Below are 21,205 nucleotides of genomic sequence, written 5' to 3'. Positions count from 1 at the left end.
TAGGCCCTTTCTATGACTTTGGCGTTTCCGCTGCTGCCGACCTCCCAAGACTACACCGTCACGGTTCAGACGACCAACCTGCTGGGTAATCTGCTCTACGAGAACACCCGGCAGACGACGTTTCGCAAGCAGCCCCTGCAAAAAACCGCGGCGGGCTGGCTCTACGAGGTAACGGTGCTCAGCTTCCAGCAAACCGAGAATCAGGGTCTGGCCCAGCTCGACGCCGATACGGCCCAGCTGCGGCGGCGCCTGCTCATTGAAACCGACGCAGCCGGCGCCCTGGAGCGCATTGCCAATAAGGAAGAGCTACGGGCGCAGTGGGCTAAGCTGGAGCCCGAGCTGCTGCGCAAGTACCGCCGCTCCGACCAGATAACTCCGGGCATGGTCTCGGGCCTGGGCCAGGTGCTGCACGGCGACGGGTACTTAGAAGATGTGCTGCGGCGCGGCTACGAGTACGGCACGCTGTTTCCGGCCTTCTACGGGCAAACCTACGGGGAGCACCCTGTGCCCGGCCCGCCCCGCACTATTGCCCGCTTCCTGGGCAACCTGGATTTGCCCCTTACCACCCAGATCAAGCGCCGGACCGAAACCCTGACCGACGTGGAGCTGGCCCTGGTAGTCGAAGGCCAGGTAGACCAGGAAACCTACCCCGCCGAAGCCGTGCGCCAGGGCCTGCGCACCATGACCGACCAGTACGACCTGGACACTACCCTGAACAGCCAGCATGTGGAAAGCTACGAGTTTGACCACCGCTCGTCTCTGCTCAATGCGGCCCAGTTCACGGTATTTGGCGTGCAAGGCGTGTTTATGAGCAAGACGCTCTGCACCCTGCAGCCCGCTGGGGCGTAGTCCCCAGCCTTATTTCTCCTATTGTTTTTCGAGGGTTTAGTTCGACTACTTATGGCTAAGAAATATGTTCCCGCCGGCGTGTTCCTGACCTGTGACAAAGGCACCCTGCCCGCTACGCTCAACGTCACTTTCAACGCCTTCACGTCAATCTACGGCCAGAATCTGGCCACTGATAAGGACATGATACCCCTGGTCAACATCCCGCCCATGGGCGTGTGTAGCGTGACCAAAATGCCGTGCGTCTTCCTGCCTTCCACGCCTTGGTCACCAGTCAAAAATGATGTGCAGCTGGGCATGGGGCACCCGCTGCTCGAAGACTCCAAGCTCCAATGCAGCGCCAGTGGCCGCATTGGTATTCATTTCACGATGGCGGCCGCTCAGGCGGCCTGTGCCCCGCCGCCGGCCCCGGAGAAAAGCCTGGCCGATCAGGCCGATGATTATCTCAAAACCCTGGGCCCGCTGGGTGCCTACGGCCGCTTCCAGCTCGGCGTGGCCGAGGGCGTATGGGAAGGCGGCAAAGGCCTGGCCGAGGGCTTGTGGGGCATGGCCAAGGGTGGCTGGAACGCCGTAACCCACCCCGTCGACACGGCCAACGCCATTGCCGAAGGCGCTACCAGTGCCTACAAGTGGGCCGGCGACTCCCAGAACTGGTCCAACGCGGCCCACAGCGCCGGACAGGGCATTAGCAACGCGGCCGACTGGGCCAGCCACGGCGAGAACTGGCAGAAAGTCGGTGACAAGCTGCAGAATATGTCGCCCCGGGACTGGGGCAACGTCACGGGCCAAGTAGCCTTCGAAGTAGGCCTGACGGTGGCTACCGCCGGGGCCGGTACGGCCCTGAACGCAGCGGCCAAGACCAGCCGCGTGGCCCGCATGGCCCTGCGCGCCGCCCGCATTGCCGACGTAGAGGGCCACGCTATGAGTTTGGCCAGCCGGGCAGCCCGCTCAGCCGCCGGCCGCATGAAAACGCTGGGCAAGGTGCTCACCGGCGCCAAAAAGGCGAGAAAAGCCGAAAAAGCCGCCGCTAAAGCCGGCAAAAAAGCGAAGCAATTAGCTGCGGTAACAGACTGCGCCGGGCCGAAGAAATGTACCCGCGTCGGCCACCCCGTCGATGTCGCCGCCGGCCTGGTCTTCACCGAGGCCGTCGACTTCGAGCTCCCTGGCCCGATTCCCTTCGTGTGGGAGCGAATCTGGTATTCGCGCTCCACCCACCAGGGAGCCCTGGGCCACGGCTGGCACCACCGCTACGACCTGGCCCTGGCCGTGGAAGAGGATGGCTCCCTGGCCCTGCGCCTGGCCGATGGCCGCCTGGCTTTGTTTGCGCCTCCCGCCGGCAAGGCCGGCAGCTTCAACCGCCCGGAGAAGCTCGAAGCCTTTGGCCCTGCCGACCAGGGTTACCGTATCTGGAACAAGGACGAGCGACTGTGGTATGTTTTTGCCCCAGAGGCAGTCAACGAAGTGTATTTGCTCCAGGCCGTCGAGGACAACAATGGCTTTGCCATTCGCTTTGCCTATACCCCGCAGGGCTTCCTGAGCAGCATCACCGACAGCGTCGGCCGCCAACTACGGGCCGACACCGACCCGCTCGGCCGCCTGACGGCCCTGCACGCGCCGCTTCCCGAGCCCGGGGCCGAAGGCAGCTTCGTAATCGTGCGCTACGAGTACTCGGAGGCCGGCGACATGGTCCGGACCACCGACGCGCTGGGCCACGCCATGACCTTTGTCTACGAGCATCACCTGCTGGTGCGCGAAACCAACCGGCTAGGCCTGAGCTTCTACTTCCGCTACGACAGCACCGGCCCCGAGGCCCGCTGCCTGCGCACCTGGGGCGACGGGGGCATCTACGACACCACGCTGCGCTACGAAAGCGCCGAGCATACCGTCGTTACCGACTCGGTGGGCTATACCAAGCACTACACGCACCGCCACGGACTGGTGGTGGTGATGCTTGATTCGCTGGGGGCGGTGCGCCAGTGGACCTACAACGAGGATACGGACCTGACCCTGGAGCGCGACCCGCTGGGACAAGCCACCAGCTACGAGTACGACGCCCGCGGTAATCAAACCTTGGTCACGTATCCGGATGGGGCAAAGATCCAGACGCAATACAACCCACAAGACTTGCCGATCCAGGCAATAGATGCCAATGAGCAAGTGTGGCAATGGACATACGACGAAGCAGGAAATTTACTTCGTCGTATCAATCCTGTCGGGGCTAGTACGGAGTATAGTTATGACGCGCAGGGTCGCCTAGTCGGGGTCGCCGATAATCTGGCCCAAACCTTACGCTTGCGCTATGATGCACATTATAACATCGGTGAAGTACTTGCTCCGAACGGACAGGTCAGCTCCAATCAATACGATTTTCTGGGCCGTGTTATTCGCACATCAGATTTCAGAGGGAATGTTCGGCAGTATCAATACGATATCCTGGGTAGAATACTATGGCTGCGTGAACCCGATGGAGCAGAACGAACCTTTACGTATGATGCCGTTGGGAGCGTACTTCGGGAGCAAGATCCACATTCAACGACCCAGTATACGTACACAAGTACAGGGCTCCTAGCCGCACGAGACCAGGCCGGCGCCCGAGTTTCCTTTACCTACGATACGGAAGGGCGCTTGACGAGCCTCTGCAACGAGCACGGGGAAGTGTATACGCTCGTCCTGGATGTTGCGGGTCAAGTTGTAGAGGAAGTAGGATTCGACGGACTTACCCGTCGCTACTATCGGGATTTGGCTGGCCGAGTCACCACTTTGCAACGCCCAGCCGGCCGCTCGACTCAGTATGCTTACGACGCCGTTGGACGCTTAACGGAAGTGCTGCACCACGATGGCACCCAAGCGCAGTTTGTGTATCGTCCAGATGGCGAGCTAGTAGAAGCCAACACCCCTCAGCACAGTGTCCGTCTAGACAAAAATGCGTTAGGTCAAGTCGTACGGGAAGTCCAGGGTCAGCATGTAGTCGAGTCCGACTATGATATCCTTGGGCAGCGTCTGGGGTTACGCTCATCCTTGGGTGCTGCCGCTCAAATGCAACGTAGCCTCTCCGGGCAACTAGAGTATGTGCGCACCGACCAGTGGCAAGCCAAGTTCACTTATAATGCCTTTGGTCAGGAAATAGAGCGTGTGCTCGAAAGCTTGCAATTGTCCTGGCAGCACGATGTCCTTGGTCGACCAGCGCGGCAGACAATTCACACGGAACGCGCGACGAAGAGTCATCAGCGGCGCTACCATTGGTTGACGCCGAGCAGGCTGTCAGAAATCGATGCTACTGCCATAGGTCGTACCTCATTCACCCACGATGAGCAGGACAACCTTGTATCCACTCGGTATGCCGACGGGGTCCAGGAAATTCGCCAGCCTGACGCAATAGGCAACTTATTTCGCACGCCCAGCCGCACCGACCGTCAGTATGGCAAAGGCGGGCAGCTCCGGGAAGCCAACGGCACGCGCTATTACTACGATGCGGAGGGCAACCTGGTGCGCAAGCGCCTGTCCAATGGTCAGCAGTGGCATTACGACTGGGACGGGGCCGGCCAGCTAACCTCTGTGACCCGTCCGGACGGCTATGCTGTCACCTTCACTTATGATGCTTTGGGCCGGCGCCTGAGCAAACGCTTCCGGGGCCGGGTCACGCGCTGGGTCTGGGACGGCAACCAGCCCCTGCACGAGTGGCAGGAGCTGGAAGTCGGACCCGGCGCTGGCAGTGTGCAGGATTTGACGACTTGGCTCTTCGAAGATGCCTCGTTTGCGCCCATGGCTAAGCTTACGGCCCAAGCCGCTTACAGTGTGCTCGTGGACCACTTGGGTACCCCACTGGAACTCTATGACCAGCAGGGCACCAAGACCTGGCAGGCCCAGCTCGACAGCTACGGCCAAGTACGGGAAGGAAAAGGCAAGCCCCAGGACTGTCCCTTCCGCTACCAGGGCCAGTACGAAGACGTCGAAACGGGGCTCTACTATAACCGCTTCCGCTACTACGACCCTGAAGCTGGGCGTTATATCAGCCAAGACCCCATCGGGGTACTAGGGGGCATGAACCTGTACAGCTACGTAGCCGACCCCACCACGTGGATTGATCCGTTTGGCTGGTATTCGGATCTAAACCACGATGGCATGGGCCACCACTTGTTTCCCCGGAGTGTGGCCGGCAAGCTCCAACTGCCCAAACTTGACAAACCCGGCTCCATTGCCTGGTACCCGGATGACCCCACTGGTACAGCCGACCTGCACAAGCGACTGCACCGGGCCTTGATTGATGAGGGAGTCCCCTTCCACGGCTCGAAGTACACCGGGTCGGTGGATGACTTCTTCGACAAAGGTAAAAAAGCGTATGCCGGCTTCCCCGAAAAAGGGTTCTTAAAACTGCCCGGCACTAATCAAATTCTATATCGCAACCTGACTCCAGGCGAAGCGTTAGAAAAACTACAGGAGCTCCATAAAGCTGGCAAAATACCATGTCCGAAGTAAAAAACCCCAAAGCGATGAGCGAAAAAATAGTTGATGTAAGCGGCTATGGTCTGTATTGTTTATCCATAGAAAGTTTCACATCTTTTCTCAAAAACCATAATATAAAAACCAAAAAACTAAACAGCTTTTTTGATAAAAATCGCAATATTTTAGAGGAAGCCATAAAAGATGGCTACCTTCTACCTATTGCAACCATTAATTCAATTGCTTATTACATTGAGGTAAAACACTTGTCAGAAGCAGTAGAATTAGGTGAAGAATGGCAGGAAGTATTAACTATTGAGAATTGTAATTTGCGTGTAGGAACCGATTCAGCCATCTGGATAGGCACGCTCGACACTTTGGATAATTGGAACCCTGCTGATTTTAAAGAACAAGAGAGTATATCTTACGAAACCCTGGACGGTGAAACATTACATAGCTCTCAAAAATTCACCATCACTCCAGCCGATTACAAAGTAAAATTGCTAGGATTCAAGCGCAAAAAAATATTGCCTTATCCGACGGCAAACTTTGGATTCGTATTTGAGTTGCGTGAGACATCCAGCTTTGACAGCTTTACCAACCCGTTGGTGGAAAACGTTAATATTGCCAAAATGTAATAGCAACCGGTCTGCTATTGGTAGGGCCAGTAGCAGACCGGCCCATATACTCACCAAAATTGAGGACAGCCGCAGCGGACTACTGCGCGAGGCCAACAGCACGCGCTATTACTACGGTGCGGAAGCCACATCGGTGCACAAGATCTTGCCCACCGGCTAGCAGTGGTATTACTAGCGGCAAGAAGCCGAGCAGCTGATTAGTGGCCGCCCCGCTCACCCAGCTCGACACTTTCGGTCTAGGTGAAGGCAGCACGGTGAGCAAACCCCATGGTCAAAGCCAAGCGCACCCCTGGCATCACTGATTACGTTAAAAACGGCTTCCGAGCCCACCACGTCCTTGCTCACAAAGCGTGGGTAGACAACCAAAAGTTCTTCGATGATAGCGGCTTAGGGAAGAAGTCCGGCCGCAAGGGCAAAACCCAAAGATGCCGCCGCATAAAACAGCCTCTGACTCCCTACCTCGTCAGCTGGTGGATTCTCACTGCCAGAAATGGTTTCGGCATGGGTGCAATAATGCAGATGATTGAGAAGACAGGAATGGCTAGTTAGAATATACTCCCTTAGCTGAAGGTCACAAAAAAGCCCCCGCGGCAGACGTCGCGGGGGCTTTTTGCGAGGGTTAGCACCAGGTGCTTATACCCACTTATTGTCCAGAACAGCGCCGTTGGCGTTGATCTTGTTGGCCGAAATAGTCAGGCTCAGGGTCATGGAGGTGTTGGTGTCAGCACCACGAGCGTCGAAATGCTCGGCGTAGCTTACGCAGTAGGCTTCCTCGAAGGAAATCTCCTTCAGGGTCGAATCCTGGTCGATACGCTTGAAGATGATCTTGCCGCTCTCGCGCTTGTACGGGTCCAGCATCCAGCTGGTCAGCGAAGCGCTGTCGGTCGAGACAATGGTAACCTTGATGGTACCACCTTGCACTTTAGACGAAGGACGACCTTTGTCGTCAATTGCCTGGTCGAAGGAGTAGCTGCAGCTTACTACTTCACAGTCACCGCTGCCAGCGGCGTTGAAAAATGCACTAAATGATGCCATGATAAAGGAATTAGGGGGGTGAAAAATGAAGAATTAATAAAGGCACTACAACTTTTACTGATCTGCAACAGCTACTGCCACCTCACAACTCACTTCACGTTACTGCTGCTTGTACTCGGCATTCCAGTCGCGGCCCGGAGCGTCCGGATCGTCGCCTTTGGTGCCATCCAGGGAAACCAGGAAGGTTTTGGCCGGGAAGTAGGGCACCATGTGAATGTCGAGCAGAATGCGGTCCTTCTGATTGGGGTCCCGCTCAAACTTTTTGATGGAAAATTTCTCGATGAGCTTGCCCGGGCCAGCAATACCATCCAGGAACCGTACAATCTGGCTCTGAATGTCCATACGCACGTTGTGGTCCCAGTTTTCGAAGGCTCGCCGGTTGAGGAAGTCAATGAGCACCTTGGTCACGTGGTCGAACACGCGCACCACGGAGTAGGTCTGCAGGCCGATGTTGTCGCCGTTGAACAGGGTTTTGGCCGAGAAGGCCATTACCCGGCCGTACTCGTTGACCATCGGCACGAGGCCAATTTTCTCCATGTTGGCAATTTCACTCTTGCGCAGCGGGAAGCGTACGCCGTCCACCTCGTTGAGCGTGCCGTGCTTGCGGCCAGCGGTTACCTGCGAGGCCAGCGTGCTGTAAATCCGACCGGCCAGGGCCGAGGACGGGGGTACGAACAGGTCTTCCTCCTCGCCTACTTCCTCCAGCTTGCCGCGGCCCACGAGCCAGTTACAGGCCATGATGACGTTGGACTTGTGCGACTCGGCGCCAGTGAGGTTGGCTTCGTCGAAGAGTTCGATGACGTCGTCGGGCGAGTCGTAGTGCTCGAAGTCGGTGACCATCATCACCTTGTTCTTGTGCGCAATTTTGGCCCACTTGTCGATAACCTTGTTGGAGCCCAGGTACCCCGGAATGACCAGCAGCGAGTAGTTGTCGCGCAGGTCGAGACGGTCGTAGTTCTGCTCCAGCTCGTCCGACACGGCGTCGATGAAGGTGGTATTATCCAGGTCCTGCAACTGCTCTTTGTCGGCGTTGAGGATGGAAATGTTCTTGATTTCGTTCTGGTCGGTGTTGCGGTAGAATAGCGTGACCGAACGATAGGCCTGCTCCAGGTCGTGGGTGGCTTCGATGGCCTTTTTGAGGTTGTCGGTGAGTTGGTTTTTAGCCGACTCTACCTTTTCCTCGCTTTTCTGCACGGCATCGGCTACCGAGTCGGACTCGCTGAGCACCGAATGCCACAAGGCCAGACGCTTTTTGAGCTGCTGCCGGTCGGCTTTCTTGCTCTCTTCGGTGAGGAAGATCTTTTTGCGGGCTTTCTTCTCCGGGTTCAGGTTAGAAGCGCCGTCGATGGTGGTTTCGAGCAAATCGAAGCCGCCGAACTTGGCCAGAGCCTGGGCATTCTGTTCGAGGCGCGGGGCCAGTTCCCGTTCCCGGGCGGCTCCGGCGGTGGAGGTAGTATCTTGGTTTTCGGTGGCCATGGGTGGTTCCCTACTGAGGATAAAGCGTGAAGAAATCAGCGGCGGACTAGTCCAGCTCGCTTATCATGGCTTCGATAGCCGCCAGAAACGCCGCTTTGGTTTCCGGATTTTCCAGGGCCGACTTCAAAATCTTGTTCGACTTAAGCTGGCGCAGCAACTTTTGCAGGTTGTCGGCCTCGGTGTCGAGGCTTTGCAGGAAGTTGCTCTGGTTGATGATGCCCTGCTTGCCAAAGTCGCCCAGGGTTTCGAATTGTAGTTTCTCTGGTATTACCGAGCCGTCCTCCTTCTCGAACTCCACGGCCACTTCGGGCTTGAAGTGGGCGAAAACGGCCTCGGGCGTCCGCAGGCCTTCTACAATTTTGGCCCGCAGGGGCGGGTCGGCCGTGAGCTTTTGTACCAGCAAAGTCCGATTCAGCGGAATATCCGAGATGGACTCCTGTGCATTGTCAAGCTTGCGCTCTTGCCCGCCGATTCCGTAGTTGAACATAGAAACAGTTTTATGACTAAATGATGAATATCAATCCGTTAGACGATTTCCATACGGCCTACTTGAGCCGAAAGGTACATTAATTCAGGAAATACAATACTTTAACGCCACTCTTTTTTGAGCTGGGCTCCGGTACTGTCGAGTCCTCGTCCAGGACCTTGCACTATTCTCCGGATATTTACGATTTCCGATATTGAATAGTTCGAAATAGTTCAGGTTCGACAGTTTTCTCCCAGTGTAATAAGCTGTTAGAAAGACATCCTGGGGCCGCAAACGCCAGGACCACGGGGCCTTACGTATGCAGCTGACGGCCCAGGTTCCGATTCTGGCTCAGCTACTTTCCTAGTCATTCTTCTACCCTATTATTTTTTTCCGTGTCTTACTCCGACGAACTAAAACGCACCCTGCACATTGCGCAGGCCGTGGCCCACGAATACCGCCACGAGTATTACGCCGCCCCCCACGTGCTGACGGCCCTGCTGCACAATGAAATCGGGCTGGCCTCGTGGCTGGCCATTGAGCTCGACAAGGACATTCACTACCTGCGCGAATGGGCCGAGGTGCGGCTGGAAGGCCTGCCGAAGTCGACGCGGCCGCCGGAAATGCCCGGGCAGGACGCCCAACTCAAGCCCGTGCTGGAAGTAGCCGACCTGGTGGCCCTGCAGCTGGCCAAGGAGCAAACCGACCCGCTGAGCTTGCTGGCGGCCCTGCTGCGGCCAGGCCTAGCCTTCACCGAGGAGCAGCTCAAATCCCTGCCCCTCACCCAGCGGGAGGTGATGAGCGCCGCCGAGCCCGAGGCCCTGCAGCCCCTGGCCGTGGGCGCCGACGGGCAAACCAGCGCCCCCCTCACCGACCGGGCGGCGCCCGGTGTTAAGGCTGGCGCACTGGCTACGTATTGCGTGAACAAAACCGAAGAAGCCGCGGCCGGCAAGCTGGACCCCATCGTGGGCCGGGACCGGGAAACCCGGCAGATGGCCGAAATTCTGGGCCGCCGCACCAAGCCCAACGTGCTGCTGGTCGGGGAGCCCGGCGTGGGCAAGTCGGCGCTGGTAGAGGGCTTTGCCCAGCAGATTGTGCAAAAGAAGGTACCGACTCATTTGCAGCAGGTGGTGCTCTTTGAGCTGGACTTGGGCACGTTGGTGGCCGGCGCCTCCTACAAAGGCGAGGTGGAGGACCGAATTAAGAGCGTGCTGACCGAAATCAAGCAGTACACCCGGGCCATCCTCTTTATCGACGAAATCCACGTGCTGCTGGACCCCAAAGGCTCGGCCGGGGCCGGCATTGCCCAGCTGCTGAAGCCCGAGCTGGCCCGGGGCGAAATTACCGTCATCGGGGCTACCACCAACGACGAGTACCGGCAGTACGTTGAGGCCGATGAGGCGTTTAACCGCCGCTTCGACGTGCTGCGGGTAGAAGAGCCCAGCGTGGTAGTGGCCGAGCGGATGCTGGACAGCGTGCTGCCCCACTACGCCGCCCACCACGGCCTGAGCATCGGTGAGGGCACCGTGAGTGAGGCCGTGCGCCTGGCCAAGCGCTACATCAAGGACCGGCAGCTACCCGACTCGGCCATCGACCTGGTGGACCGCACCATGGCCGCCATCCGCATGCTCGACAGCCACGCCGAGGCCGAGCTGCAGCAGCTGCAGCAGGATTTTGAGGCCCTGGCGGCCCGCGGCCCGGAGCTAGAAGAAGCCGAGTACATGAAGGAGCTGCGGTGGTTTTTGTACCAGGTCCAGAACCAGGTGAGCCACCTCTGGCTCAACCAGCTCGACCAGGAGCAGCAGCCCGACACGCTCGAAACCTCGGAGCCGCTGGAAGCCTACATCCGGGACTTGCTGGTGGCGGTAATTACCCTGTCGGCCACTAAGAAGGACAGCGTGGAGCGGGCCGACGTAGCGGCCGTGGTGGCGGGCAAAACCGGCATTCCGCTGGGCAAGCTGCAAAGCAACGAGCGGGATAAGCTGCTCAATATGGACCAGACCTTGCAGCAGCGCGTCGTGGGCCAGAACCACGCGGTGAAGGCCCTGTGCGAGGCCATTCTGGAGTCGCGCTCCGGTTTGATTAAAGCCGGGCAGCCCATCGGCTCGTTCTTTTTGCTGGGCCCTACCGGCACGGGCAAAACCGAACTGGCCAAGTCCCTGGCCGACTTCCTGTTCAACGACGAATCCTTTTTGATTCGCTTCGACATGTCGGAATTTAAGGAAGAGCACTCGGCGGCCCTGCTCTATGGAGCGCCTCCCGGCTACGTAGGCTACGAGGAAGGCGGCATGCTGGTCAACAAGATTCGGGAGAAGCCCTACTCTGTGGTGCTCTTCGACGAAATTGAAAAGGCCCACAGCTCGGTGTTCGACATCTTTTTACAGATTCTGGACGAAGGCCGCCTGCACGACCGGCTGGGCCGGGAAGGCGACTTTTCCAACGCCGTTATTCTCTTCACCTCCAATATTGGCAGTGAGCAGATTATCAAGTCGTTCGGGGAAGGCCAGATTCCGGCTACCAACACGCTGATGGAAACCATGAGCCGGCACTTCCGGCCCGAGTTTTTGGCCCGCCTGACGGAAATCGTGCCCTTCGCCCCTATTTCGGAGGAAAACGTGGTGCAGATTTTCGACATCCATTTGCGGCCCTTGCAGGAGCAGCTGCGGCGGCAGGGCATCACGCTGGAGCTTTCCGACGAGGCCCGCACCCACCTGGCATTGTCGGGGTTCACGCCGCGCTACGGGGCCCGGCCCATCAAGGGCGTTATCCGGCAGCAGCTGCGCCGCCCGATTTCGCGCATGATTATTTCCGGGGAAGTGGGTAAAGGCTCGGTCATTGCCCTCAGCAAAGCGCCCGAAGCCGAGGAGCTGACCTGGGAAACCACGGCCGCCGCGGCCGTGGAGCAGGTGTAAACGGTACGAGTTTAGCCAACTGGAAAAGGGCCGGCAGTATTGCCGGCCCTTTTTTGCTGTAACGGAAGCTCCTCCCCTACGGCGTCTTAACCAGCACCTCGTAGGGCAGGTTCATGGCCGACTGGCTGGCCAGCGTAATTTGCAGGTCTTCGGCCGTTTGCTGCCATTCGGGACCCGACAGGCGGCTGATGGCGGCCGGCGTAAGCGTTACGCGGATGCAGCGCACGAAGCCGGCCCCGGGCGTGGCGCCGTTGCGGAAGCCTTTCTCGACCTGCACCTGAGCCAGCTGGCTGCCCAGCTCGGCCCAGCAGGCGGCTTTGATGTCTTCCAGCGTCACGATACGGTTGCGGCTGAGCAGGTTTTTGCGCAACGTGTGCACCCGCTCCTCGGGCCGGGGCCGCTCCTGCCCCCCAATGGTGGTGGTCAGCAGCTGCACGTCGTCGAGGTACTGCCCGTCGTAGACCTGTAGGCGGCTGCCGGGCGCCAGGCGGTTGGCCGCGGCCCCGTCGCTCGACCAATATTCCAGAAAGACGCTGTCATTCACGTCGTGGGGGCGCAGCAGCACGTAGGGCGCGGTATTCTGGGCGGCGGCGTCGCGGCCGAGCCGCTCTTCCAGGCGGGCCAGGTTCTGGTTCAACTCCCGCAGCGTGGAGGAAATAAAGTCGGTACCGGTGGCGGTGAAGGCCCGGCTTTCGTCGCGTAGCAGCTCGAGCAGCTGCATCAGGGCCTGCTTGCCGGTGCGGGCGTCGAAGCGGCCCACGCCGTGGGAACGGAGCGTGTAAGTGTCGGTTTGGGAGTCCTGCAGGCCGGTCAGGGACGTGGAGCGGTACACCACGTTGTTGAGGCTATACACCTCGCGCATGGCCAAAAACGGCTCCTCCGAGTCGAGCGGGAAGATGTTCAGGGCCTGCTGCAGCCGAAACAGGCGCTTGTGCAGGCGGCGGTTGAGGACCGGAAAGCAGTTGGTGGCGCAGAGCAGATTGGTGAGGGCCTCGGGCGGCAGAGCGTGGGAAAAGCGCACTTCCAGCCACACCAGGGGCTGGGTAAGCTGGGCCAGCGCGGCGGCCGGCAGCTGGGCGGCCAGCCCCGCTGGGTAAGGCCGGGGCACGTAAGCCGTCAAATCGGCGGCCGGGCCGCCGCCGACGCGTATGAAATGGGGCGCGTACACGGCCCGCACGTGTTGCTCGACGCGCTGCAGAAAGTCGTACTCCTGGTGCAGGAAGGTTTCCTCAGCACCATCTTCGTGCAGGCCGGGCTCCACGGTCAGCACTGTTTCGTCGAGGCGCCAGGAGTCGCCCGGCAGAAACGAGGTAAAGGTGGGCCGCTGGGGCTCGTTGGCCCAGTCCAGGTAAAAGCTCAGATTAGCCAGGGACGTTACTTCCGGGGCCAGCTCCAGGCCAATCCACAGGCGGCGGTGCTCGGTGGGCAGGGCTACGGGGGCCTGAGCCACCACCCGCTTCTGCAGGCTCGATTCCAGCTGCCAGAGCGTGGTATCGGTGGCCAGGTAGCGCACCCGGCCCTGGGTCAGGCTCGTGTTTTGGAGCGGAGAAAAGAACACCGGATGCGTAGTGACCTGGCGGCCGGCGGCCGGGCGCTGGTACACAAACTGAGCGTCGGCGGGCAGAATGGCCTGGGCTTCGCGGGGCGAAGCCTGCGCCACGGCATGGGCCGGGCGCGGGGCATCCACCACGTCGGGGTTGAGCAGGCTGGCCAGCCGATCTACGAGGCGGTGCTGGGTACTGTGAATTTCCTGCCCAATCTTTTCCAGCTCCACGGCGCAGGCTTCCATGAGCATCTGCACCAGCGGATCAAACCCCTCCATTTCGGCCTCGCTGTAGCCCCAAAGCTCGGCGGCTTTGTGAGTGAGGCGGGTCTTGATGGCAGATTTGGTGAAATCGTCGGCAGAAGGCGTCATGCGGGCACTGAATTAAATACGAAAGGATATTTAGCTAACCGATAAAGGCGCCACAAACAGGCTGGCGCGGAAGCCGAACGGTTCGTTGGTGCGGTGCAGCACGGCTTTGACCGTTACTTCGAGCCGTTTTCGGATCCGCTGGCTCACACCCTTCATTTCGAAGTCGTCGACGCCGACCAGCACTTTCACCTGCTCCAGGCGGGGCTCGTGGCTGCGGATGGTTTCCTCCACGGAGCGCTGCACGGCATCTTTCCAGCGCATGTTGGTCATGGCCTCAAAATCCTGCTCCCAGACCAAGCAGCCGAAGGTGGGGTCGAAGCGCGACTCGCCGAAGTAAGTGGTCAGCATCAGGTACAGATGCTGGGCAATGGACTCCTCCTCCGAGCAGCGCGGCAGGGCGCGGCGCTGCAGCAGGGTTTCGAAGTCGAGGGGAAGACGGTAGTACTCGTTGCTCATAGCGGGCCGGAAATGACTGCCCACCCCGCGGCCAGGGCGGCAGCCGCTTAGTTGAAAATGCCTTTTTTCAGTTCCTGGTCAATAACCTCCACCATTTTCTCCACCGTTTCCTTCATGTCGCCGGAGCTGGGGTTCTGCAGAATGGTCAGGTACGACTTGCGGGCCTGCTCCAGCATTTCGCGGCGGCGCTTACCGCCCACGGCGGCAGCCCGCAGGCGCAGGCAGTCGGCGTTGGCAAAGGTCACCTTGTCTTCGAGCAGGCTGACCTGCTGCTGGGCGTCGAGCAGGTTGCGCTGGAGCTCGGCCGTGCGGGCACTGCCCCCGCCGCCCCCGCTGCTGCCTCCGCCGCCCCCACCGCCGCCGCCCCCGGACGGCATGGGAGCAGGCCGGTTGGCCGCGGCGGCCTGATAGGTGGCCAGCAGCTGCTTGGTCTGGGCCAGTTCGGCGGCCATTTGCTCCCGGCCCGACACGTCGATGCCGCGCTTGTCGAGCGACTGGCGCAAAAAGTCGATGGTGCTACGGTTGTTGCGGAATAGGTCGAAGTCGCGCAGCACGTTCTGGGCAATGCGTTTGTTGGCCACCATCTGCATCCGGGCCGAGTCGCGGCGCAGCTCGTTCAGGGACAGTGCAATGGAGTTCATATAGTCCTGGGCGCGCTTATTGAGCTCTCCCACGACCAGGTCGTTGCCTTCGGAGCGCAGCTGCCGGTCGGTGAAGTCAATGCGCTGCAGGTGCTTGGTGAGCGTGTCCATCTGGGTCAGCAGGCGGCGCTGCTCATCCTTGGTTTGGGTCAGCTCCTGCTTCAGCCGGGCGTTTTCCGCGGCGACGGTGCCATCCGAAAACAGGAAGTAGCAGGCTGTCACCGGAATAACCAAGGCCAGCAGATACAGCAAAGCAAATTTCCACAGGCGGGTGGTGCGTTCAGCTTGGTTGAGGGGTTTCATGAAAGAACGAGGAAGGTCGGGAAAGGAAGGGGGCTAGAATGGGTTCCAGCGGGTGGCGGGCTTTTCGGGTGCCGTAGAAGCCGCCACCGGGTTTTCGTTGATGAAGGTTTTCCAGCCCTCCTTGTTTTTGCCAATGTACTCGAGCTGGCTGAGCTGGCGGAAAATGGTGGCCACCAGCTGCCACAGCGCGTAGTGCTGCTGCAGGCTGCCGTGCACGTTCAGGGGGTCGTAGGTGGCGGTGGTGGCTTCCTGCAGGGAGTTGAGCAAGGTGGCCGGCAGAATCTCGGACCACTGCTCAAAGTACTTTAGTAGCTCTTCCCGCTCGGCTTCGGTGAGGCAGTACAAACCAGTCTTAAACTGCTTGGCCAGTCGCATCAGGGTGCTGAGCAGCTCCACGGGCGGCTGCTGGGCGGCGGTGAAGTGCAGGCCGGTCAGCTCCTGGGCTAGGGCCGTTACCAGCCGCTCGGCCACCAGGTGCACCAGCTCGCTGAGGTTGTTTTTCTTGTCGGGCCGCATGCGCACCTTGTGAATCACCCGGAAAGCTTCCGTCTCGATTTCCTGCAGCAGGTGCTCGGTTTGGTGCAGCCACTTGAGCAGGGCCGGGTGGCTGAGCACCGCCATGCTGGGCGGAATAAACTGCGCCACGGGCCGCAGGGCGCCTTCCTGGTACACCAGCTCGCCCACTACCAGGTGAAATGAGCTGACCTGGGTGGAGTTGAGCTGCAGGGCCGGCACCACGCTGAGCTGATATTCGGGCGTGGTATACGGGTGGCGGGGCGGAATTTCTTCGGGGGCCGGGGCGCCCATCGGAATCCGCACGTAGGGATTCACCGACACCACCACGTGGAAGCGCAGCTGCTCGGTGGCCGTCAGGTTGAACTCGCTCAACAGCTGGGCCAGACTCGTGCGAAACGTGAGCGGCTCGGCCGCGCCGGTCAGCTCGATGCGCGCCCCGCCGGCCGTGACGGCCCGGCAGTGCGTGAGTCGCGCCGTCACGGCCTGCTGGTGGTCGACGCTGAGCAGCAGCTCGAAGGACGACGGGCCCTGCGCGTCGGCGGGCAGCAGGCCGTAGCGGTGGGCACTCAGGCCCAGGGCCGTGGCGTCGCGCAGGTGCTCGGTAGTAAATTGCTCAAGCTCAGTAAAATGCCGACGGGAAATTTTCATACCGTCGACCCAGTTGACCGGGTAATGCTTGATTTCGGGTAACATAAGGAAGCCGCGAGGAAAGGAAAGAGAATACAGAAATAGCTATTGGCCGATACGAGGCCGCCGCAAATTAGCCAAGCGCCGCCAGATTACGCGGCTCCGGCCCCTTACGAAGGCCGCTTAGCTCTGCACCGCGACGCGCTTGGCCACAATAATATTTCCCTGTTTAATGAAATTATCCCGGAATGTGTAATCCGGGTCGTAGTAGCGGCGGGGCTTCCACCAGGGCTGCTTGGCATAAAAAATCCAGCCGTAGGAGTGCCCGTCGTTGTCCAGGTACTGAATGGCCTGCTCGGGCTTAATTAGGTTATAATCGGTCAGAAAGATGTGAAACAGGTCACTGAAGCGCATTTCGTAGGGCGCCTTCGACGAGAAATCGTGAAACAGCGACTCCCCGTAGCGCCGCGACATCCAGAAGTGAATCACCATGAAGTTGCTCAAATCCATGCGCGAGAGGTCGGGGCCGGCGGCGCTGGGCTGGTAATACCACAGCTTGTACTGCTTGACCGGAATCTGCCGCCAGGCCTGGTAGGAAGCCAGGAAAAAATAGGGCACGGCCACGGGAATGGCGGCCGTCACGAAGGCCAAGGACGGGGTGGCGGGCGTAAACCAGGGCACCCAGCTCGAGGCAGCCAGGCCCAAACTAGCCGCCAGCCAGGTCAGCAGCGTCAGCAGCGGGCCGTGCCAGGTGGCCTCGGGGTCGTACCAGGTCAGCCAGCGCGGCATGGCCCGCACATGGGCCCAGCCCAGCAGCAGAGCCACGAGCTGCACCAAGAAAAAAGTAAGTTTGTAGGACCACGGACTGTAGGCCGCGCCCAGCCCGACCACCGCGAAGATGGCTACCACTGTCAGCAGGTAGAGCAGCGTACTAATGATGGTTGGGTTGCGCTGCACGCTGGAGCGGGCATTCGACAAGGCCGTCGAGACGCCGCTACGCGCCTGCGCCTGAGGATTGGGAGTAAGCATATATCAGCAATATTTGCCGAACTACGGACCAGCGCCGGCCCAAGTTCAACAAGCAGTAATAGTTTGGGTACTCTTTCGGACCAGAAGCAAGCCGGCGCAAACCGCTGTGTGTATATCTTGCCCGAGCTATAATCGGGTGTAAGTTGTCAGAAAAAATATACTATGCCAAAATCCAGCCCTGAACTCGTCTCGCCCGAGGTACGGCCCGCGGCTCCCGCGGCCCGGCCGGTTTCCACGTTGCAGCAGCTGTTTACCCAGCTTCGGCGCCGCCCCATCGACCTGCGGCTGGAAGTGGTGCTGGCCGATTTGCTGGCCCACGGCTACCAGTTCGACGACTTTATTATCCGGCCCCTGAGCCTGTTTGCCCGCCGCTACCGCCGCGACCTGGGCGCCACCACCGAGGAGCAGACCAACCGCTGGAGCTCCCCGAAAACAACCGTCGAGGTGCATCGGGAAGGTCTTTACGATGCCCTGCCCCAGGAGCTGTTTCACCACCCCTCCGACCCCACGCCCCGCCCCGGCGTGCAGCCTATGGTGGAAGAAATCCAGACCCAGCGCCGTAAGGAAAAAGCCGCCCGCCGGTTCTTTTTGCCGCTGGAGCAGGAGTTTTACCGCTTCCGGGTGCTGCTCGAGCAGGAGGAGCGGCGCTACATGACCAACTTGTCGGCCGAGTGGTACAACGAGGTGCTGGCCCGCTTCTGGAACCTGGAAGGCCAGCTGCCCGCCCGCCAGGTGACGGCCCTGCTCTACCTGCTGCCCCTGGCCCACCGCATCACCGGCGACCTGGAGCTGACCCGGCGCTGCTTCGAGAGCGTGCTGGAAACGCCCGTGGTGCTGCGCACGGTGGCCCCGCTGCGCTTCGCAACGCCAGCTCCGGCCGCTCCGGCGGCCAGCAGTGGCGGCCTGAGCCTGGGTAACCTGGAGCTGGGCCGGCAGTTTGTGCTGGGCGGCCTGTACCAGGAAACCCTGCCCGCGCTGGAAATTAGCTTGCCGGACCTGACGACGGCCGCCCTGGAAAGCTTCCTCTCGGATACCTGGCAAGCCCGGGCCCTGCAGCTGCTCTGCCAGTATTTCATTGCCTTCGAAACCGATGTGGTGCTGCGCTACGAGGTAGCCCAGGAGGAGCCAGCCTTTGTGCTAGCCGACGCCGATGGCGAAGCGCCCGTGCTGGGCTACACCACGGCCGGTATTTAAAATAGGAACCTGGCAAAAAGCAACAGCGGCCCGGTAGCTTACCGGGCCGCTGTTGCTATAGTAAGGCAGGAGCGGTTGTTACAAAGCCAGAGCCAGCCATTCCTCGTCGGTCAGGCCGTAGTCGGCGGGGTTGGCACGCAAGAGCTGATGCCGGTCGAGCAGTTCGGCCACGGGCCGGGGTACCACTAGGTAGTTGCGGGCAATGCTTTCCAGGGCTTGGCGGCCGCGCCGAATCCAGAAGGTGCCGCGGGCGGGATGAACCTGTACGGTAGGGTCTACGACCAGGGCCGCCTGCAGCCATTCATCGGCGGGGGCTACGGCCGTGTGGTGACTGCCGCCCAGCTCCTGGCGCAGAAACTGAACAAAGCGGCTTTGCAAGGCCGCCGGCAGCGAAGAGAATAAGCAAGGTGCGGTGGTATTCATAGTGGAGCAGACTATACAAAGAGGCAGGATACTACCCGATACGTAGGCGGGCGCTTTGGGATACGGGAAAATAGCGACTATCTACATAGAAAGTCAATAATATTCACCGGGTTAGCCAGGAAAAATTATGGCGGCTCGTAACCGATGCTGCTAGATGCAGAATTTAGGACTCAGCTGCATCTAGTTGACTAACAATTGTTAGCAAAACGACGACCTTGTTCAGCTAACATATTTAGCAAATTCCAGGTAATAAGTTCCCAAAAAGTTCCTACTCCCTAAAATTTACTCTGGGCAATATTTTCTTTAATATAATTTTAATCCTAGCCCAAGTCCGATAACCAGATACTTTTCTTGCTTTTTTTCTACCTAATATTATTAGCTTAAGAATAATATTCTTATTTTTGGATATGCGCAGAACGAAGAAGACCAGCCTTCCTTTTCCTCTCCCCATGCAGCAGTACGCCCGCTGCATTGACGCCACCCGCCGGCCCACCGACCACATCGGGGACTGGCCCGAAACGGGTACGGTATACCCGGTACAGTATCGTCCCAACGCCCGCACCGGCCAGCTGCAGGTGCACGTCCTGGGTTTTTACGCCGAGCGGCCTTACGGGGCCTTCAACTGCCAACGGTTTGAGCCCGTAGCCCAGCTCTGGCTTAACTAATGTCCGGCCGGGCCTAGTCCACGGCTCGGTCATGTATTACTGCAGGAGCCACCCACTTGGGTGGCTTTTTTGTTGTCCGTTCTTTTCTCGCTCTGCGCAATGAGAATTCTGCGGCGGGGTCCGCTATTTTTGCAAGCTCCGCCTATTTCTGCCCTATGTCCCAGTCTGCCGATCCGCTTTACAGTATTCCGGCCCCCTACCGCCGGATGGAAAACATGCACATTCTGTTCTGGCTGCTCAAGGACATCGGCTGGTGCATGATCTGGAAGCCCCTGGGCCTGACCATGATTTTCCCGACGCTCCTCATTGCGGTGCTCATCACCTGGCGCACCCGCGACATCAAGGCCGAGCTGGCGCACAATCTGGCCATCGTATTCTGGATTTCGGCCAACTCCTACTGGATGATCAGCGAGTTTTTCGGTTTCGATACGTTCCGCGTCTGGGGTAGCGTCACGGGCAAACACCTGGCCCTGCTCCCCTTCCTGACCGGCCTATTGATCCTGCTCTATTATTACCTGGTACAAAAGCCCCGGGAAACCCGCGCCGCCCAAGTCGCCACGCTCTAGCTCCGGATTTCGGAAACCGTACCGTTTGATTCAGCCCCAGCAGCCCGCCGGTGCGGTCAGCAGCGGTCCTATTGAGTTAATAACTGCTCCACCAGCGCCACGGCGCGGGCCAGGCGTTGCACCCAGCTGCCGCTCAGCTCCTCCGGGGCTACGTTATGGCGCTGCAGCATTTGCCGGTGCGAGTGGTCCAGGCGCTGCCGCTCAGTGGCCGACAGGCGGGTGCCATCCTGCACAAAGGGCACGTCGGCGGCCAGATACAAATACAAATCGGCGCGGTGGGTGGCGTATACGGCGGGGCTTACGGCCAGCTCCCGGCCCCAGGTCAGGTGGGCGTACGACTGGGTAATGTGCACGTCGGTATCGATGATAACCAGAGCCTGGCCGCCCCGCACGGCCTGGGCAATGCGGCGAGTGTGCTCGGCTACGACTTGCTGCAAGTCGTCGGGGGTGAAGTGGTTGGAGTCGGCAATCAGGTCCCGGGCGGCTTCCAGCACCAGCGTGGCCCCGAAATGAGCGGCCAGCTCAGTTGCCAGCGTGGTCTTGCCCGTCGACTCCGCCCCCAGGATTACCACTTTGCGGCAGTAGTAGGGCCGCACGCTGGCGGGCAGAAACGGCCAGTACCGCTGCCGGTCAGCCCGAATGAGGGTAGCCGACACGGGCACCTGCCGCCGGGCCACATCGAAGGCCACGTGCCGGATGCCCATGCGGGCCGCCACCAACTCGCCGTAAGGTTCGGAAGTCACGACCAGCGTGCAGTTGGGCAACAGCTGCCGAAACCGGTCGGCCCAGATGGTGGCCACCGGTAAGGAGGTTTCGGAGGTGTTGGGCAGCTCACTTTCCTGGTATTCCAGCAGCTGCACTCTCACGCGGGGCTCAGTAGCAAAGGTTTCCTGAATCCACTGCTGGCGAAGCGGGCCGGGCACGGTTTCCTGGTCACTGGCGCACACCAGCACCGTGAGCTGGTCGCAGTGCCGGAGCGCGAAGCGGATGAGCTGTTCGTGCCCGCGGTGGAAAGGCAGAAATTTGCCGAAAACAAAGGCCTTGGTCATGCGGGCAA

At 59.9% G+C, this 21,205-nt stretch carries 18 protein-coding genes; 8 read left to right on the top strand and 10 right to left on the bottom strand.

The annotated features are described in order from the left end of the window. Nucleotides 1-12: 12 nt before the first annotated feature. The 4 genes from CLV45_RS03920 (at nt 13) to CLV45_RS03905 (ending at nt 6,473) form a co-directional block, all read left to right on the top strand. Nucleotides 13-849 carry a hypothetical protein gene (locus CLV45_RS03920; RefSeq protein WP_100335083.1) on the top strand — a complete coding sequence of 279 codons (837 nt, stop codon included), beginning with the start codon at nt 13-15 and terminating at the stop codon, nt 847-849. A 51-nt stretch (nt 850-900) separates the two neighbouring features. Beyond that, complete coding sequence (locus tag CLV45_RS03915) at nt 901-5,322, top strand: RHS repeat-associated core domain-containing protein (protein WP_100335082.1); 4,422 nt, start codon at nt 901-903, stop codon at nt 5,320-5,322. Continuing rightward, nucleotides 5,310-5,924 (top strand): hypothetical protein, encoded by a 615-nt coding sequence (locus CLV45_RS03910; RefSeq protein ID WP_100335081.1) that lies wholly within the window; start codon nt 5,310-5,312, stop codon nt 5,922-5,924. The genes CLV45_RS03915 and CLV45_RS03910 overlap by 13 nt, the downstream gene beginning before the upstream one ends. Before the next feature lie 267 nt (nt 5,925-6,191). Beyond that, the gene (locus CLV45_RS03905) at nt 6,192-6,473 is read left to right on the top strand and encodes a hypothetical protein (protein WP_100335080.1); all 282 of its coding nucleotides are present in this window, start codon (nt 6,192-6,194) and stop codon (nt 6,471-6,473) included. Between the two features lie 84 nt (nt 6,474-6,557). Here the strand turns inward: CLV45_RS03905 and tssD are convergent, their stop codons facing one another. From tssD to CLV45_RS03890, 3 genes are all read right to left on the bottom strand, one after another. Further along, the gene (gene tssD, locus CLV45_RS03900) at nt 6,558-6,959 is read right to left on the bottom strand and encodes a type VI secretion system tube protein TssD (protein WP_100335079.1); all 402 of its coding nucleotides are present in this window, start codon (nt 6,957-6,959) and stop codon (nt 6,558-6,560) included. 99 nt (nt 6,960-7,058) lie between these two features. After that, nucleotides 7,059-8,435, bottom strand: coding sequence for a DUF5458 family protein (locus CLV45_RS03895; protein WP_100335078.1), 1,377 nt, complete (start codon nt 8,433-8,435; stop codon nt 7,059-7,061). 46 nt (nt 8,436-8,481) lie between these two features. Further along, complete coding sequence (locus CLV45_RS03890; protein WP_100335077.1) at nt 8,482-8,922, bottom strand: hypothetical protein; 441 nt, start codon at nt 8,920-8,922, stop codon at nt 8,482-8,484. A gap of 374 nt (nt 8,923-9,296) precedes the next feature. Here CLV45_RS03890 and CLV45_RS03885 point away from each other — a divergent pair, with 374 nt between their 5' ends. Next, nucleotides 9,297-11,813 (top strand): ATP-dependent Clp protease ATP-binding subunit, encoded by a 2,517-nt coding sequence (locus CLV45_RS03885; RefSeq protein WP_100335076.1) that lies wholly within the window; start codon nt 9,297-9,299, stop codon nt 11,811-11,813. 76 nt (nt 11,814-11,889) lie between these two features. Here CLV45_RS03885 and CLV45_RS03880 read toward each other — a convergent pair whose 3' ends face one another. The 5 genes from CLV45_RS03880 to CLV45_RS03860 all read right to left on the bottom strand — a co-directional run bounded on the left by CLV45_RS03880 (nt 11,890) and on the right by CLV45_RS03860 (nt 17,300). Further along, on the bottom strand, nt 11,890-13,728 hold the full coding sequence (locus CLV45_RS03880) for a type VI secretion system baseplate subunit TssF (protein ID WP_100335075.1): 1,839 nt from the start codon (nt 13,726-13,728) through the stop codon (nt 11,890-11,892). A 30-nt stretch (nt 13,729-13,758) separates the two neighbouring features. Then, complete coding sequence (locus tag CLV45_RS03875) at nt 13,759-14,184, bottom strand: GPW/gp25 family protein (RefSeq protein WP_100335074.1); 426 nt, start codon at nt 14,182-14,184, stop codon at nt 13,759-13,761. Between the two features lie 47 nt (nt 14,185-14,231). Next, on the bottom strand, nt 14,232-15,128 hold the full coding sequence (locus CLV45_RS03870) for a hypothetical protein (protein WP_100335073.1): 897 nt from the start codon (nt 15,126-15,128) through the stop codon (nt 14,232-14,234). A gap of 33 nt (nt 15,129-15,161) precedes the next feature. Continuing rightward, complete coding sequence (locus CLV45_RS03865) at nt 15,162-16,292, bottom strand: hypothetical protein (protein ID WP_157807272.1); 1,131 nt, start codon at nt 16,290-16,292, stop codon at nt 15,162-15,164. Between the two features lie 162 nt (nt 16,293-16,454). Beyond that, nucleotides 16,455-17,300 carry a TssN family type VI secretion system protein gene (locus tag CLV45_RS03860; protein WP_157807271.1) on the bottom strand — a complete coding sequence of 282 codons (846 nt, stop codon included), beginning with the start codon at nt 17,298-17,300 and terminating at the stop codon, nt 16,455-16,457. Between the two features lie 162 nt (nt 17,301-17,462). Between CLV45_RS03860 and CLV45_RS03855 the strand changes: the two genes are divergently transcribed. Beyond that, nucleotides 17,463-18,494, top strand: a complete 1,032-nt coding sequence (locus CLV45_RS03855; RefSeq protein WP_157807270.1) for a type VI secretion system baseplate subunit TssG — start codon at nt 17,463-17,465, stop codon at nt 18,492-18,494. Nucleotides 18,495-18,572: 78 nt separating this feature from the next. On the opposite strand, the gene CLV45_RS03850 is transcribed toward CLV45_RS03855, so the two are convergent. Next, complete coding sequence (locus CLV45_RS03850; protein WP_157807269.1) at nt 18,573-18,917, bottom strand: hypothetical protein; 345 nt, start codon at nt 18,915-18,917, stop codon at nt 18,573-18,575. Between the two features lie 449 nt (nt 18,918-19,366). On the opposite strand from CLV45_RS03850, the gene CLV45_RS03845 reads away from it, so the two are divergent. Next, entirely contained in the window at nt 19,367-19,582 is a 216-nt protein-coding gene (locus CLV45_RS03845; RefSeq protein ID WP_100335068.1) for a hypothetical protein, read from the top strand. A 155-nt stretch (nt 19,583-19,737) separates the two neighbouring features. Next, nucleotides 19,738-20,148 (top strand): hypothetical protein, encoded by a 411-nt coding sequence (locus tag CLV45_RS03840; RefSeq protein ID WP_211289898.1) that lies wholly within the window; start codon nt 19,738-19,740, stop codon nt 20,146-20,148. Between the two features lie 68 nt (nt 20,149-20,216). Here the strand turns inward: CLV45_RS03840 and CLV45_RS03835 are convergent, their stop codons facing one another. Next, a complete protein-coding gene (locus CLV45_RS03835; RefSeq protein WP_100335067.1) occupies nt 20,217-21,197 on the bottom strand; it encodes an AAA family ATPase in 981 nt (326 codons plus the stop codon). Between the last annotated feature and the right edge of the window lie 8 nt (nt 21,198-21,205).

The sequence above is a fragment of the Hymenobacter chitinivorans DSM 11115 genome (genome assembly GCF_002797555.1).
Classification (GTDB): domain Bacteria; phylum Bacteroidota; class Bacteroidia; order Cytophagales; family Hymenobacteraceae; genus Hymenobacter; species Hymenobacter chitinivorans.
Note: the sequence above shows the minus strand (reverse complement) of the source record. Positions and strands in the feature narration are given on the sequence as shown.

Coding starts and splice junctions, on each gene's coding strand:
- CLV45_RS03845 (WP_100335068.1), top strand. CDS start 19,367: ATGCAGCAGTACGCCCGCTGCATTGACGCCACCCGCCGGCCCACCGAC.
- CLV45_RS03835 (WP_100335067.1), bottom strand. CDS start 21,197: ATGACCAAGGCCTTTGTTTTCGGCAAATTTCTGCCTTTCCACCGCGGG.
- CLV45_RS03880 (WP_100335075.1), bottom strand. CDS start 13,728: ATGACGCCTTCTGCCGACGATTTCACCAAATCTGCCATCAAGACCCGC.
- CLV45_RS03905 (WP_100335080.1), top strand. CDS start 6,192: ATGGTCAAAGCCAAGCGCACCCCTGGCATCACTGATTACGTTAAAAAC.
- CLV45_RS03865 (WP_157807272.1), bottom strand. CDS start 16,292: ATGAAAATTTCCCGTCGGCATTTTACTGAGCTTGAGCAATTTACTACC.
- CLV45_RS03915 (WP_100335082.1), top strand. CDS start 901: ATGGCTAAGAAATATGTTCCCGCCGGCGTGTTCCTGACCTGTGACAAA.
- CLV45_RS03850 (WP_157807269.1), bottom strand. CDS start 18,917: ATGAATACCACCGCACCTTGCTTATTCTCTTCGCTGCCGGCGGCCTTG.
- CLV45_RS03895 (WP_100335078.1), bottom strand. CDS start 8,435: ATGGCCACCGAAAACCAAGATACTACCTCCACCGCCGGAGCCGCCCGG.
- CLV45_RS03890 (WP_100335077.1), bottom strand. CDS start 8,922: ATGTTCAACTACGGAATCGGCGGGCAAGAGCGCAAGCTTGACAATGCA.
- CLV45_RS03840 (WP_211289898.1), top strand. CDS start 19,738: ATGTCCCAGTCTGCCGATCCGCTTTACAGTATTCCGGCCCCCTACCGC.
- CLV45_RS03860 (WP_157807271.1), bottom strand. CDS start 17,300: ATGCTTACTCCCAATCCTCAGGCGCAGGCGCGTAGCGGCGTCTCGACG.
- CLV45_RS03920 (WP_100335083.1), top strand. CDS start 13: ATGACTTTGGCGTTTCCGCTGCTGCCGACCTCCCAAGACTACACCGTC.
- CLV45_RS03855 (WP_157807270.1), top strand. CDS start 17,463: ATGCCAAAATCCAGCCCTGAACTCGTCTCGCCCGAGGTACGGCCCGCG.
- CLV45_RS03910 (WP_100335081.1), top strand. CDS start 5,310: ATGTCCGAAGTAAAAAACCCCAAAGCGATGAGCGAAAAAATAGTTGAT.
- CLV45_RS03870 (WP_100335073.1), bottom strand. CDS start 15,128: ATGAAACCCCTCAACCAAGCTGAACGCACCACCCGCCTGTGGAAATTT.
- CLV45_RS03875 (WP_100335074.1), bottom strand. CDS start 14,184: ATGAGCAACGAGTACTACCGTCTTCCCCTCGACTTCGAAACCCTGCTG.
- tssD (WP_100335079.1), bottom strand. CDS start 6,959: ATGGCATCATTTAGTGCATTTTTCAACGCCGCTGGCAGCGGTGACTGT.